Origin of the sequence: Allokutzneria multivorans, assembly GCF_039537405.1 — a bacterium.
GTDB classification, from domain to species: Bacteria; Actinomycetota; Actinomycetes; order Mycobacteriales; family Pseudonocardiaceae; genus Allokutzneria; species Allokutzneria multivorans.
In genome coordinates this window covers 21,919-36,863 of the sequence record NZ_BAABAL010000012.1, presented here as the reverse complement: position 1 = coordinate 36,863, position 14,945 = coordinate 21,919, and the positions used below count along the sequence as shown (strand labels likewise).

General features: G+C 67.9%; 9 protein-coding genes. 6 read left to right on the top strand and 3 right to left on the bottom strand.

Annotation, left to right across the window (positions count from 1 at the left end; translation table 11 throughout):
- The first annotated feature begins 3 nt into the window (after window positions 1-3).
- Genes ABD798_RS17065 through ABD798_RS17050 form a run of 4 tightly spaced genes read left to right on the top strand, consistent with a single transcriptional unit; the run spans window position 4 to window position 8,667 of the window.
- Complete coding sequence (locus ABD798_RS17065; RefSeq protein ID WP_344875857.1) at window positions 4-6,681, top strand: RHS repeat-associated core domain-containing protein; 6,678 nt, start codon at window positions 4-6, stop codon at window positions 6,679-6,681.
- 5 nt (window positions 6,682-6,686) lie between these two features.
- Window positions 6,687-7,019, top strand: coding sequence for a hypothetical protein (locus ABD798_RS17060; RefSeq protein WP_344875855.1), 333 nt, complete (start codon window positions 6,687-6,689; stop codon window positions 7,017-7,019).
- A gap of 5 nt (window positions 7,020-7,024) precedes the next feature.
- On the top strand, window positions 7,025-7,579 hold the full coding sequence (locus tag ABD798_RS17055; protein ID WP_344875853.1) for a hypothetical protein: 555 nt from the start codon (window positions 7,025-7,027) through the stop codon (window positions 7,577-7,579).
- Window positions 7,580-7,590: 11 nt separating this feature from the next.
- Window positions 7,591-8,667 carry a right-handed parallel beta-helix repeat-containing protein gene (locus ABD798_RS17050; RefSeq protein WP_344875851.1) on the top strand — a complete coding sequence of 359 codons (1,077 nt, stop codon included), beginning with the start codon at window positions 7,591-7,593 and terminating at the stop codon, window positions 8,665-8,667.
- Window positions 8,668-8,825: 158 nt separating this feature from the next.
- Here ABD798_RS17050 and ABD798_RS17045 read toward each other — a convergent pair whose 3' ends face one another.
- Both ABD798_RS17045 and ABD798_RS17040 read right to left on the bottom strand, forming a co-directional pair.
- Window positions 8,826-10,598: a family 20 glycosylhydrolase gene (locus tag ABD798_RS17045; RefSeq protein ID WP_344875850.1), complete on the bottom strand. Its 1,773-nt coding sequence runs from the start codon at window positions 10,596-10,598 to the stop codon at window positions 8,826-8,828.
- A gap of 297 nt (window positions 10,599-10,895) precedes the next feature.
- The gene (locus ABD798_RS17040; protein ID WP_344875848.1) at window positions 10,896-11,855 is read right to left on the bottom strand and encodes a hypothetical protein; all 960 of its coding nucleotides are present in this window, start codon (window positions 11,853-11,855) and stop codon (window positions 10,896-10,898) included.
- Between the two features lie 168 nt (window positions 11,856-12,023).
- Between ABD798_RS17040 and ABD798_RS17035 the strand changes: the two genes are divergently transcribed.
- On the top strand, window positions 12,024-13,679 hold the full coding sequence (locus ABD798_RS17035) for a chitinase (protein WP_344875846.1): 1,656 nt from the start codon (window positions 12,024-12,026) through the stop codon (window positions 13,677-13,679).
- Here the strand turns inward: ABD798_RS17035 and ABD798_RS17030 are convergent.
- Window positions 13,668-14,222 (bottom strand): ClpP family protease, encoded by a 555-nt coding sequence (locus ABD798_RS17030; RefSeq protein WP_344875844.1) that lies wholly within the window; start codon window positions 14,220-14,222, stop codon window positions 13,668-13,670. The genes ABD798_RS17035 and ABD798_RS17030 overlap by 12 nt on opposite strands.
- Window positions 14,223-14,473: 251 nt before the next feature.
- On the opposite strand from ABD798_RS17030, the gene ABD798_RS17025 reads away from it, so the two are divergent.
- On the top strand, window positions 14,474-14,908 hold the full coding sequence (locus ABD798_RS17025; RefSeq protein WP_344875842.1) for an uL11 family ribosomal protein: 435 nt from the start codon (window positions 14,474-14,476) through the stop codon (window positions 14,906-14,908).
- The last annotated feature ends 37 nt before the right edge of the window (window positions 14,909-14,945 follow it).

Sequence of the window (14,945 nt, the reverse complement as noted above, 5' to 3'; positions counted from 1 at the left end):
CCTGTGAACAGCAGTCTCAGGCGCGGCCTTCGCACGTTCGCGTTAGCCGTCACGGCCTCGATCGTGGTGTCCGGCGTCGCCCTCACACCCCAGGCGCTCAGCGCACCCAACCGCACGGTGGAGTTGCAGAAGGAGCGCAACGTCCCCGGCACTCCGGTGCCCGTACCACCCTTGCCGAGCAACGAACTCCAGCCGCTGCTCGACCGCAAGGCCGTAGCATCCGCGTGGCCCGCCGCCGCGAAGGCGGAGGTCGACCTCGGGGCTCAGCCCCAGGCACCCGGTGCTCAGCTCCGCCAGGCGGCGCGCACTCCGGTCTCCGTGGGGCGGCCGGAAGCGGCTCGGGCGCGCCAGCAGAACGGGGGCAAGGTCCAGGTCGAGACCTTCGACCAGAAGAAGGCCGCAGCCGCTGGAGTCGCGGGAACTCTCGTTCGAGTGTCCGGAGTGGACGGTCCACTCTCGGTTCGATTGGACTACAAGGCCTTCGAGAACGCGCTCGGCGGCGCGTACGGCACGAGGCTGAGCTTCCAGAAGCTGCCCGACTGCGCGCTGACCACGCCCGAGAAGGCCGAGTGCCGCGTGGGAACCCCGCTGCGCACGGACAACAACGCGACCAAGCGCACGATCACCACGGAGGTGCCCTCCGCAGCTGGAGCGGGCGTCGTCCTGGCTGCGGCGGCAGCGGGCTCCGGCTCGGGCGGGACCTACGAGGCCACGCCGCTGTCCCCGGCGGGCAGCTGGTCCGCAGGCGGTTCCTCCGGTGACTTCAGCTATTCCTACCCGTTCCGCCTGCCACCGGCTCCGGGAGGGAAGGGACCAGCAGTCTCGCTCGGGTACTCCTCCGGCAGCGTCGACGGCCGCACCAGCTCGACGAACAACCAGGCGTCGGTGATCGGTGACGGCTGGGAGATGTCCGCTGGCGGCTCCATCGAGCGGCGCTACAAGGGCTGCGCGCAGGACCTCGGCGGCAACCAGGGGCAGACCAAGACCGGCGACCTGTGCTGGGCGACCGACAACGCGACGCTGAGCCTCGGCGGCACCACCTCCGAGCTGGTCAAGATCTCCGACACCGTGTGGCGGCCGAAGCGCGACGACGGCTCGCGCGTGGAGAAGATCTTCGGCGGAGTCAACGGGGACGACAACGGCGAGCACTGGAAGGTCACCACCACCGACGGCACGCAGTACTTCCTCGGAATGAACCGGCTCCCGGGCTGGACCGAGGGCAAACCCGAGACGCGCTCGACGTGGTCGGTACCGGTCTACGGCAACAACGCGAATGAGCCGTGCAACAAGGCCGCGTTCGCCGACTCGTGGTGCAACCAGGCGTGGCGGTGGAACCTCGACCACGTCGTCGATCCCAAGGGGAACGTGACGACGTACTACTACGAGCCGGAGGACAACCACTACGGCCGCAACGCCAAACCCGGCGATGCGACCGCCTACACGCGTGGTGGCGTCCTGGCCCGCATCGAGTACGGGCTGCGCTCCGAGGCCGTGTACGGAGCCGCGCCCAACCAGGTGCGCTTCGAGCACGCGGAGCGGTGCCTGCCGAACGGCGAGATGCGTTGCGAGCCGGGACAGCTCAACAAGGACACGGCGAAGTCCTGGCCCGACGTGCCCTTCGACCGCCTGTGCGCGGCGGGGGAGCAGTGCACCAACCGGCTCGCCCCGTCCTTCTTCAGCCGCAAGCGCTTGACGAAGGTCGTCACGGAGATCCGCAGGGACAACACCGGCGATCCGCTGAAGTGGCACGCGGTCGATTCCTGGACGCTGCGCCAGTTCTTCCCGACGACGACGGACGGGCTGGACCCCGCGCTCTGGCTCGCGGGCATCACCCGCACCGGTCACGTCGGCGGGAGCGCTTCCGTGCCGGAGTTGGTGTTCCACGGCGTCGCGATGCCCAACCGCGTCGACGCCAAGGAAGGGCTCGCGCCCATCGAGCGCCCTCGACTGCGGCGCATCATCAACGAGGCCGGTGGCTACACCGAGATCGGCTACACAGAGCCGGAGTGCCGCCGTGACGGCAAGATGCCGCCGAACGCCGAGTACAACACCATGCGGTGCTATCCGATGTACTGGACACCGGAGCACGCGCCGGAGCCAATCCTCGACTGGTTCCACAAGTACGTCGTGCGCGTCGTGGTGGAGGGCGATCGCACCGGTGCCTCCGCGCTGAAGAAGATGCACTACGAGTACCACGAGGGCGCGGCGTGGCACTTCGACGAGAACGAGTTCGCCGAGATGCGGCACCGGACCTACTCGTCTTGGCGCGGCTACCGGTGGGTGCGTACGTGGACCGGTGAGCCGGGGAAGACCCTGTCGCTGACGGACACGCGCTACATGCGCGGTATGGACGGCGATCCGCTTCCTGGGGGCGGTAAGCGCGAAGCCTCGGTGCCCGATGCCGACGGCGGCAAGCTGCGGGACCACGAGCGGCTCCAGGGCTTCGTCCGCGAAACCGTGCAGTACGACAAGGGCAAGATTGTCTCCGGATCGATCAACGACCCCAAGGTGCAAGGGCCGACCGCGACCAACGGTGACAAGCAGGCGTTCCTGCTCGGCACTGAGTCCGTGCGCGGCAGGACGTTGCTGGAGAACGGGAAGTACCGCAGGACGCAGGTCTCCACGGAGTTCAACCAGCAGGGCATCGCGACCAAGGTCGACGACGCCGGAGACGTTGACGTTGTCGGAGACGAGAAGTGCACGCGCACGACCCACGCGCGCAACGAGGGCGCGTGGATGCTCAACTACGCGTCGCAGGTGCGCACGCTCGCGCTCGCCTGTTCTAAGGGGGAGGGCACGACCGCTGACGTAATCACGGACGTACGTTCCTTGTACGACAACAAGGAGTTCGGTACACCGCCGACGCGTGGTGAGGTGACGACCGCACAGCGGTGGACCAAGGACGGCTACCAGGACGTCGCCCGGACCACGTACGACTCCTACGGACGCGCAGTTGAAGCAGTCGACGCCGCGAACGCCAAGACGACGACGGCCTTCGTCCCCGCGACGGGCTTCTCCGCGCGAACCGTGACTACGACGAACCCGCGCGGACATGTCTCCGTGAACACCGTTGAGCCCGCGTGGGCGCAGCCGGTGACTGAGGTCGGCCCGAACGGTGAACGCGTGGACATCGACTACGACCCCTTGGGGCGCACCGCGCGCGTGTGGGCGCCGGGCAGGTCCAAGGCGAAGCAGACGGCTTCACGCGAGTTCGTCTACACCTACGCGACGGACAAGCCCGTCGTCGTGGCAACGAAGGTGCTTCGCGAGGACAACTCCTACGCGACGTCGTACGCGCTCTACGACGGCCTGATGCGCCTGCGGCAGAACCAAACTCCGACCGTGCGCGGTGGGCGTCTGATCACGGACAGCATCTACGACGACCGCGGACTTGTGGCGAAGGCGAACGCTGCTTACTACAACGAGGAGAATCCGAAGCCCGAGCTGCTCGGCGTCCTTGACAACAACCTGCCGAACCAGACGGTCACCCAGTACGACGAGATGGCCCGGCCGACGAAGGCCGCCTACCGCAAGCTCGGCGTGGAGCAGTGGGCAACGACCACCGCGTACGGCGGCGACCGCACTCACATCACGCCGCCCGCCGGTGACACCCCGATGACGGTCGTCACCAACGCCCAGGGGCAGGCGACGGAAAGGCAGCAGTACCAAGGGAAAACGCCCACCGGTCCGGCGGATGTGACGAAGTACGGCTACGACCGCTTCGGTCGGCTTGAGGTCATCACCGATCCGGCAGGCGGCCAGTGGCGCTATGAGTACGACGAGCTCGGTCGCAAGCGCAAGGACATCGACCGCGACAAGGGTGCCACGACCTACACCTATGACGCGCTCGACCAGGTCAAGACGACGACCGACGCGCGCAGTCAGACACTGACGTACGAATACGACGACCTGCGCCGCAAAACGGCTGTGTTCGAAGGGAAGACCAAGCTCACGGAGTGGACCTACGACACTCTGAAGAAGGGCTTGCCGACCAGCTCCACGCGTTTCGTCAACGGCCACGCGTACACCGAGAGCGTCACAGCCTACGACGCGCAGAACCGCCCCGAGGCACGCCAGGTCGTTGTACCGCAAGCGGAAGGCAAGCTCGCGGGGACCTACACGTTCGGGACGAAGTACACCCCGAACACCGGGCTCGCGCTGTCGAGCACTCTGCCCGCCGCCGGTGGGCTCGCCGAGGAGGAGGTCAAGTACGAGCACAACGAGCTAGGGCAACTCACCAAGACCGCCGGCCTGTCGATCTACGGGCAGGAACACCTGTACACCAAGTACGGCGAAACGCTGAAGGTGTTCATCGGTGAGGGCGACAAGCTCGTCGAGCGGATCAACTTCTACGAGGAGGGCACGCGGCGCCTGGAGACCGAGATGGGCAACCGCCTGTCCGGTGACCTCTGGCGGGTCTACGAGCGCACGTACTCCTACGATCCCGCAGGCAACGTCACCAGGCTCACCGACAAGGGCGAGCAGCGCGCGACCGACACGCAGTGCTTCCGCTACGACCACCTGCGGCGCTTGACGAAGGCGTTCACACCGTCCACAACGGACTGCGCTCCGGATCCCGCAGTGTCCACATTGGGCGGTCCGGCGCCGTACTGGGTGGACTTCGGCTACGACAAGCTCGGCAACCGCAAGACCGAGACCAAGCACACCGCGCAGGGCGACACGACTCGGACCTACGAGTACCCGAAGCTCGGCGAGCCACAACCGCAGTCTCTTCGCGCCGTCACGCAGAAGGGGCCGGCCGGCGAGTCGCGGGATGAGTTCGGCTACAACGCCAACGGCGAGACGACCACCCGCAAGGTCGCCGGCGACACGCAGAAGCTCGACTGGAACTCCGAGGGCCGCCTGGCGAAGGTGACCCACGCCAACGGGCAGACCTCCGAGTACGTCTACGGCGCCGACGGCTCCCGGCTGCTCAAGCGCGAGCCGAAGTCCACCGTGCTCTACCTCGGTGGCACCGAACTCGTGCTGGACAAGGACCTCGACGTCGTCCGTGGCAAGCGCTACTACGCCCACGGCGGAGAAACTGTCGCGTTGCGGACGTCGTGGGGTGGCCTGACGCTGCTGACCGATGACCACCAGGGCACTCCCAAGGAGGCTCACGGCAAGGACACCGAGCCACCGGCCCGCCGCTACCACGATCCGTTCGGCGGTGTTCGCGGTGGCTCCGGAACATGGCCCGACGACAAGGGATTCGTTGGTGGAACGCAGGATACCACCGGCTTGACCCACCTCGGCGCCCGCGAGTACGACCCGGCCAACGGGCGTTTCCTGTCCGTCGACCCGGTGATGGACCTCGCCGACCCGCAGCAGACCAACGGCTACTCCTACGCCAACAACTCGCCCATCACCATGAGCGACCCCGACGGGTTGCGGCCCATGCAGATGTGCATCGACGACCGCTGCCAGCACGTCGTCATCCCCGCGCCCGGCGGCGATCACCTCGAACGCATGCCCGACGGAAGTCGTTACCTGCACGGCAAGGACGGCCGTTCCAGGCGCTTGTCCGGCCCCACCCAGGACGTCAGCGACCACGTCGCCGCCGCTCTCGCCCGCGAGGGCGCCAGCCGTGCCGAGTACGAACGCGCCCGCGCGCTCGCCGCCTCGAAGAAGGGGTGGTGGGACGTCGTCCTGGACCACGCGGGCGACATCGTCGGTGACCTCATCGGCATCAACGACGTCAAGTCCTGCTTCACCGGCGGCGACATCTTCGCGTGCTTCGGCCTGATCCCGTGGGGCCGCCTCTTCAAGGTCATCGGCAGCGCCGGCCGCATCGCTTCCGCCATCGCCGCCGCCAACCGCTGGATCGACGAGGTCGCCGCCGCTCGCGCCACCCTGCGTCGCCTCGACTCCATCGTCGAGAACGCGCGCCGCAACGAACCGCCGTGCAACAGCTTCGCCCCCGGGACGTTGGTGCTCATGGCCAACGGCTCACGCAAACCGATCGAGCACGTGAAGCTCGGCGACCAAGTCCTGGCCACCGACCCCGTGACCGGCGAAACCGGCCCGCGCGCCGTCGTCGCCACCATCATCGGCGCTGGCACGAAGCAGCTGGTCGAGCTGACCGTTGGCTCCGGCCCCGCCATGTCCAGCATCACCGCCACCGCCGGACACCCGTTCTGGAACGCCAAGACCTCCCAGTGGGAGGACGCCGGGGACCTCGGTCCCGGGGACGCGCTCCTGACGCCGTCACGGGACGTCGTGCCGGTCTCGGTAGTCCGGCAGCGGACGGCAGAGCAGCAGGTCTTCAACCTGACCGTCGAGGGCGTGCACACGTACTATGTGCTCGCGGGCAGTGCTGCACTCCTTGCCCACAATTGTGGCGAGCAGGTATACGAGGCAGGCGGGAAGCATGGCCCCGACGCACGACACAGTAGTCGTGGTGAGAACAGCGCCGAACCCCGAAATGGACAAGGTGCGCTGGACAACTCGGTCCAGATTAAGTCCGCCTCTCCGCGTCGAATCGGAGTCGACCCATCAACCGGCGATACGGTGATCCTTGACCGCACCAGGGTAGTTCCCTGTGGTTGTACGACTCCTGGAGGAAGTAATGAGGTCTTCCATGGGCACGTGCGAACAAATGTAAAATCGGACCCGGGCATGGCGAAGGCGCAGAGCGCCTTGCGCAAGGCTGTCAGGGCGGGACAGGTTTGGATTCCGTGATGAGCATGCGAGAAGTGGAATTGAAGAGCTGGCGGGAAGCTATGGAAGCCGATCTTCGGAGTCCCATGGTCGAGGTTTCTACTAGGGCCATGTTGGCGATCACGAACAACGATCCTGATCGCATTTACGTCGAGGACTTGCTGCTTGAGTGCATCTCTGCTGAATTTGACCCTCAGCTGCGGGCTCTAGCTGTTACGTGTATCGGTCATGTAGCCAGAATTCATCGAATGGTAAGTCGTGGAGTGTTGGGCAAGCTGGAGGAGTTGCTTAGTGATCCGGATCTCGGTGGTATCGCAGAAGACGCATTGGATGACGTCAAGTCTTTTGTTGGCTACTGATTCGCATGTGTGATCCACAACAAGACCGTCCGGCCTGGGAGAAGTTGGTCGGGCTGGGTGAGTCCAGCGAAGGAGGCGGGTTCTACGCCTTCGAGTCGGCCCTGCACGTGTTCTCGACGCAGAGGGCGCAGGAGTGGAACGCGCCGGAGCTGTGGCGGGACGGGTTCGCGAACCTGGAGCCGGACTGGTGGTTCTTCGCCGAAGACGTGTTCGCGGACCAGTTCTTCCGCGCGCCGACGGGGGAGGTCGGGGTGTTCCGCGCGGAGGAAGGCGAAGCGGAGATGCTCGCGCCGGACCTGGAGGCGTGGGCGGAGCTGATCCTGGGCGACTTCGAGGTGTGGACGGGGTATCCGCTCGCGCACGAGTGGCAGGAGGAGCACGGGCGCCTGGCGGAGGGGGAGCGGCTGACGCCGAAGATCCCGTTCGTGGTGGGCGGGGGCTACGAGCTGGGCAATCTGTACGCGGCGAGCGCGGTGGAGATCATGGCGTTCCGGGCGAGCTTCGCCGCTCAGGTCGAAAGCCTTTCGGACGGAACCGAAATCAGGCTCACCTTTGAGTAGCCTCCCGCCGCATGGGACACACGCGACGGGCGTTTCTGGGTGCGGTCGGGGCCATGGCGGTCGGAGCGCCGCTGGCGCACGCGCTGCCGAACTACGTCAGCGGCAAGGTGATCCAGACAGCGCTGAACAACGCGCGTGACGGCAAGGGGCCGAAGGACGCGGCGGGACGGTTCGTCGCGAAGCCGGGCAAGGCGACCTACCTGCTGACCGAGCCGCTGATCATCCACGGCAACACCCACCTCGACGTCACCGGAATCCGCATCGTGGCGCGGTTTCCGGCGACGGGGGTGAAGAAGACGATGGTGCTCAACGCGGTCGCGGCGAGCACGGGCGGGTACGGGGCGCCGGGCAACATCGCGATCACCGGCGGCTCGTGGGACCCGACGTGGGACTTCTTCCAGCGCGGCGTCGGGCACCTGGCCCCGCCGATGAACGTGATCACGTTGATCCACACGAAGAACGTGGTCCTGACGGGCATGACGATCTACAACACCAAACACTGGCACGCGATCGAGCTGAACGCGGTCCAGAACGGGTTGGTGCGCAACTGCTCGTTGCTGGGGTGGATCGCCGACCCGAAACAGGGGCTGTGGCACGGGGAAGCCGTGCAGGTCGACCTGCCGAACGGGGTCACGGCCTGGGCGGGCAAGGCGGACGGGACGCCGTGCCGGACGATCGTGCTGCGCGGCAACACCTGCGACAAGTCGGGATCGCAGCTCGGGTTCGGGCAGCTCACCGGCTCGCACACGTCGCACCCCGGCGTGACGCACAGCGACGTGCTGGTCGAGGGCAACACCGTGCGCAACGCGCGGTGGGACGGCATCGGCGCGTTCAACTGGCAGAACGTGCGGATCGTGAACAACACGGTGACGAACTGCGAAGGCGGGATCTACGTGAAGTCCGCCGAGGCCAACAGGACCGTGGTGATCACCGGCAACAAGATCAGCGGTACCAGGACCCGGCGCGGGGTCGGAGTGCTGGCGGTGAAGCCGATCAGCGACGTGGTGGTCTCCGGCAACACGGTGACGCCGTGCTCGTTCAGCTACGTCGGCGACATCGCGCACCGGAGCCCACCACAGCAGTGCTAGACAGCCCCGGGACGCACAGTCTTCAAGACCCCCAAACCCCCTTGTGGATCATCGCTAACCGCGGCAAACCCTCTCGGGTCAAGGGTTTGCCGCGGTTGAAGACCTCGGGGACGGGGGTTGGGGGTACTTGAAGACTGGCAAACCCCGGGGGACAACGGCTAGGCGCAGGAGCCGAGGTCTTCCCAGACGCCCCATCGGCCGGTGCTGCCGGGCTCGTCACCCCGGGTCCACCACTTGGCGCGCCACTCGTGGTTTCCGTGCGAGACGAGGGTTCCGCCGGTGTAGATCTTGGCGGACTCCCACGCGGGGTTGTCGCACGAGCCCGGGTTGGTGGTGGGCCACGGCACCTGCGGGGACTTGTAGTAGTTGATCCCGGCGGCGTCCCAACGCGGGCCCTGCGCGGCGAGGCGCTGCTTGAACGCGTCCCAGTTGTGCGAGGACGCGGGCGACCAGCCGAGCTCGGCGATGGCGGGCAGGCGCGGGAAGGCCATGTACTCGATGTCCGCCAACGTCTTCAGCGTCTCCGACCACAGCGGAGCTTCGACGCCGAACACCGAGGACTCGCCGACGCCCTGCGCGTAGGTCGCGGGGTCCCAGTTGTAGGCGTCCTGCACCTCGATGTAGCCCGCCCAGTTCAGGCCGAGCGGCGAGCTCGCGTTGTACTTCATGTCCAGGTACGCCTTGTTGGCGGGCGACATCAGCACCTTGTTGCCGCGCGCGGCCGCCTCGGCCACAGCGGGGTTGCTGGCCTTGGTGTCCCAGAACTGGATCACCGTGGAGGTGGGCGCGGCCGGCTTGGCCTTGGCGACCTCGTGCCAGCCCATCGCGGTCTTGCCGTGCTTGGCCAGGATCGGCAGCGCCTTGGTCATGAACGTGTTGTAGTCGGCGTCAGAGGTCGCGTGCGCCTCGTCGCCGCCGAGGTGGAAGTACTTGCCCGGCGTCAGCGCGGCGATCTCGCGCACCACGTCGTCGACGAACTTGTAGGTGATGTCCTTGTTGATGCACAGGGAGCTGTAGCCGACCGCGATGTCGGTGCGCAGCGGCGGCGCGACCCCGTCGCAGTTCAGCTCCGCGTAGGAGGCCAGCGCCGAGTTGGTGTGCCCGGGCATGTCGAACTCGGGGATCACGGTCATCTGCCGGGACGCGGCGTGCGCGATGATCTCCTTGTACTGCTCCTGCGTGTAGTGGCCACCGGGGCCGCCGCCGACCTGGGTGCTGCCGCCGTAGGTGGCCAGCTTCGGCCAGCTCTTGATCTCGATGCGCCAGCCCTGGTCGTCGGTCAGGTGCAGGTGCAGTGTGTTGATCTTGTAAGCGGCGATCTCGTCGATGTAGCGCTTGACGGTCTCGACGGGGAAGAAGTGCCGCGCGACGTCGAGGTGCGCGCCGCGGTAGCCGAAGCGCGGGTGGTCCAGCACGGAGCCGCCGGGCACGGTCCACGGGCCGCGCTGCGTCCGCGCGCTCTCCGCCGAGGCGGGCAGCAGCTGGCGCAGCGTCTGCACTCCGGCGAACAGGCCCGCGGGCGTGGTGGCGCGGATGACCACGCGGTCGGCGGTCGTGTCGAGCTGGTAGCCCTGCTCGCCCACGGCCGGGTCCGCGCCGGTCAGCAGCAGGGAGATGGTGTTCGCCTGCGCGGAGGTCGAGGGCGTCACGGGCAGCGCGAAGCCGGTGGGTCGGCGCAGCAGCTGGCCGAGGTAGGAGCCGACGCCGGCGGTCTCGACGCCGGGCTGCACCACGATCCTGGTGGCAGGGGTGATGGTGAACGTCGCCGAGGCGTTCGGGGTGACCTTCACGGGGGCGGGGACGATGCCCGCGTAGGCCGACGCGGGAGCCTGGGCCAGCGCGGTGGGCGCGCTCGCGGCGAGCCCGGTGGCGACGAGCAGAGCCGCGGCGAGGCCGCTGCCCAGCCGAGCGCCGATGCGTGGTGATCTCACGGTGATCCTTCCCGGTGGAGTCGTGCACACGCTGCACCAGGGCGGCGGACATACGCGGCGGCGGCGCCCGAGCAGGGACCCGCCCCGGGCGTGCCGGGCCGGTCCGCAACCATGGATATCCGGCGGTATGTTCCGGTGTCAAGGTCTAGACCACCGGGGCGAGGTCAGGGCGTGAACGAGCACGACCACGGACGCGGTTCGCATCCGTGGTCGTGGTGGTCCATGGGGGTTTGCCGCCGTTGGCGACACTGGGAGCGGGGGTTCGGGGTACTTGAAGACCGGGGAACCCCGCTGGGACTACTGGCCGGGCGGAGGGCCGTAGCCGGGCTGCTGCGGCCCGGCGGGGCCGAACCCCGGCTGCTGTTGCGGGCCGGTGGGTTGCGGGCCGAAGCCCGGCTGGGGCTGCGGTCCGGTGGGCTGGGGGCCGAAACCGGGCTGGGGTTGGGGGCCGGTCGGCTGGGGGCCGAACCCTGGCTGGGGGCCGAAGCCGGGAGGCGGGCCGGACTGCTGCGGGCCGAATCCGGGCGGGGGGCCGCCGAAGCCCTGCTGCGGGCCGAAACCGGGCTGCGGGCCGAAACCCGGGCCGTAGCTCGCCTGACCGCGAGGCGGGCCGCTGCGACCGGTGATCACCTCGCGCAGCTTGGCGATGCCGTAGAGCACGAAGCCCGCCGCGATCACCGCCACCACGAAGCTGAGCACCGTGGGCGTGAAGCTGCTCTTGTTCGGGTTCAGGAAGCGGTAGAGGCTCTTGTAGACCCCGGAGCTGAGGAAGTACGTGAGGTAGGCCAACGGGAACACGACCCACGTCAGCGGGTACCACCACTTGGTCCGCGCCTGGTTGCGGCCGACGAAGATCCAGTCGATGACCACGACCAGCGGCGTCCACATGTGCTCGAAGGGCTGGTCCTCGAAGTCGCCGCCCATGACGCCGTAGAAGGTGACCATGACCAGCAGCAGGAGCACGGTGGTCGCGCCGCGCAGCCACGGCGACACGGGCTCGTGCCTGCGCAGGCCGGTGAACAGCGGGTACACCAGCAGGAAGAGGTAGACGACGCCGGTGAACAGGCTCGCCTGCTGGCTGAGCCCCTGCCAGTTCTTGGTCCAGCCGGTGGCGTCGCTGAAGCCGTAGAGGGCAAACGCGGCGATCAACAGCCGCCACGCGCTGACCCCGAGGAGCACCCCGGGGTTGACCCGTTGCTGCGGCGGCCCGGTCCACGGTTGCTGGTTCGGGCCGGGCTGCTGCCAGGTCACGGCCATCGGTGCTCCCCACGTGTCGTTCGCCCAGTCGGCGCAGCGCATCGTAATCGCCGCCCGTCGCGACCATGTCCCGAATGGACCAACTGGGTTCACAACCTTGACAGCCGCAATGGTCTAGTCCACTTTCGGGGCGACGCCGCCATCGTCCAGCAGCACTGGAGGTGGGGCATGTTCCGCGCACTCGCCGTTTCGGCAGTCACCCTGTCGGCGCTGACCGTCGCGGCACTGGCGACACCCGCGACCGCAGCACAGAACCTGGTGTCCAACCCCGGCTTCGAGACGGGGAACCTCGCGGGCTGGTCGTGCACGAGCGGCACCGTGGGCTCGCCCGCGCGCAGCGGGAACCACGCGCTCTCCGCGACACCGGCCGGGCAGGACCAGGCCCGCTGCACGCAGAACGTCCGCGTCCAGCCGAACTCCACGTACAAGCTCTCCGCGTGGGTCAAGGGCAGCCTGGTCTACCTCGGCGCGGGCGGTGCGGGGATGACCGAGACGAGCACGTGGACGCCGGGCGGCTCGGACTGGACGCAGCTCTCGCTGAGCTTCACCACCGGCGCCAGCACCACGAGCATCGGCATCTTCACCCACGGCTGGTACGGCCAGCCCTCCTACCAGGTCGACGACGTGGTCCTCGACGGAGCCTCCGGCGGCCAGCCCGAACTGCCGTCCGTCCCCAGTGGACTGTCCGCGACGGGCTCAACGGGAAGCACGATCTCCCTTGCGTGGAGCGCGGTCGCGGGCGCGGACGGCTACAGCGTCTTCCGCGATGGCGCGAAGGTCGGCGACGCGAGCGGCACCAGCTTCACCGACACGGGGCTGAGGCCGAACACGGCGCACACCTACGCGGTCGCGGCCTACAACGGCACGGGGGAGTCCGCGCGCTCGGCCACGATCAGCGCGACCACGGGACGCGAGTCCGAGCCGAATCCCGTGCTGCCCAAGCACTTGCTGACCGGCTACTGGCAGAACTTCGTCAACGGAGCCGCTCCGCTGCGCATCCGCGACGTCAACAACCACTACGACGTCATCGCGATCGCCTTCGCCGACGCGGACACCACGAAGCCGGGCGGCGTCACGTTCACCGTCGACCCCGGGCTGTCCTCGGCGCTCGGCGGCTACACCGACGCGGACATGATCGCCGACATCGCCGCGAAACGCGCGCAGGGCAAGAGGTTCGTCTTCTCCGTCGGCGGCGAGAAGGGCAACGTCGACCTCAGCAGCTCGGCGAACGTGGCCAACTTCGTGTCCTCGATGGAGGCCCTGATCCGCAGGTTCGGCGTCGACGGACTGGACATCGACCTCGAACACGGCATGCACGTCGACAACGTGGCGGCGGCCTCCCGGCAGCTCCAACAGCGCATCGGCTCCGGGTTCGTGCTGACCATGGCGCCGCAGACAATCGACACGCAGCCGGGTGGCCGCTACCTCCAGCTGCTCGCCAAGATCAAGGACATCACCACGGTCGTGCACACGCAGTACTACAACTCCGGCTCGATGAACGGCTGCGACGGCAAGGTCTACTCGCAGGGCGGCGTCGACTTCATCACCGCGCAGGCGTGCATCCTGCTGGAGACCCTGCGGCCGGACCAGGTCGCGCTCGGCGTTCCCGCGTCCTCGCGCGGCGCGAGCAGCGGTCACGTCGACCCGGGGGTGGTCAACAACGCCCTGAGCTGCCTGGCCAAGGGCACCGGCTGCGGCAGCTTCAAGCCGTCGAAGACCTACCCGGACCTGCGCGGAGCCATGACCTGGTCGATCAACTGGGACAAGACCAACGGCGACCGCTTCTCCAACACCGTCCGCCCGCACCTCGGTTCACTGGGCTGAACGCTCCAGCACTCGGTCCGCGAGGCCGTACTCCACGGCCTCGCGGGCGCTGAACCAGCGGTCGCGGTCGCCGTCGGCGAGCACGCGCTCCACGGTCTGCCCGGTCTGCGCGGCGGTCAGCTCGGCCAGCTCCTGGCGGTGGGCCTTGTAGACCTCCGCGCGGATCAGCACCTCGTCGGCGGTCCCGCCGACGCCGCCGTGCGGCTGGTGCATCATCACGCGCGCCCTCGGCAGCACCGTGCGCTTGCCGGGCGCACCGCTGCTGAGCAGGAACTGACCCATCGAGGCGACCATGCCGAGCCCGCAGGTGGCCACATCGGGGGAGATGGACTGCATGGTGTCGTAGATCGCCATCCCCGCGGTCACCGAGCCGCCGGGGGAGTTGAGGTAGAGGTGGATGTCGGAGCCGGGATCGTCTGCGTCCAGCAGGAGCAGCTGGGCGCAGACTCGGTTGGCCACGTCGTCGTTGATCTCTTCGCCGAGAAAGACGATCCGGTGCGCCAGCATGCGCTCGGCCACACCGTCCGCGAACAAGGAGGTCATGACCTTCACGCTAGGCTCGCCGAGCCGCTGAGCTGCCCGTTTCCGCTCTCAGGAGAACGACCGGGGTGGTTCGGAGCCGCTCTTCGGCGGTGTTAGACTGCTTCGAGCTGCTGGCCTGCGCGCCAGCATCAGACTTGTAAGTGACAGTTGTTCTTGTGAGTTGAGCAGGGCGCTGACCGCCGCTTTCGCTGGCTGGACTAGGCTCGCTCTCTGACATCGACACCGGTAGTTCTAGACAAGGGGTTCGCGGAATGCCGCCCAAGAAGAAGTTGCGCGTGACGTTCGAGGCAACGCTCGAACTGGAGGCCGGCAACGCCGCTATGGTCGACCTCGGCAAGATGCTGGGTCCGACCGGTGTGAACACCCGTGGCGTCAAGCTCGAGTACGACGAGGCCACCGCCGCCCACCGTGGCGAGATCCTCCCCGTCGTGGTCACGGTCTACGAGGACCGCACCCACTCGCTGCGCTACAAGACGCCGCCGACCAGCTTCCTGATCCGCCAGGCTCTTGGCGCGCAGAAGGGTTCGGAGCAGCCCGGCCACAAGTCCGGCGGCACCCTGAACGCCGACCAGGTCCGCGCGATCGCCGAGCGCAAGATGCCCGACCTGAACGCCAGCAGCATGGAGGCCGCCGAGAAGATCGTCGCCGGCTGCGCCCGCTCCATGGGCGTCTCGGTCGCCAGCTGACGCAGGCACCTGATCCGAGAAGGGCCCCGGCCTCCCG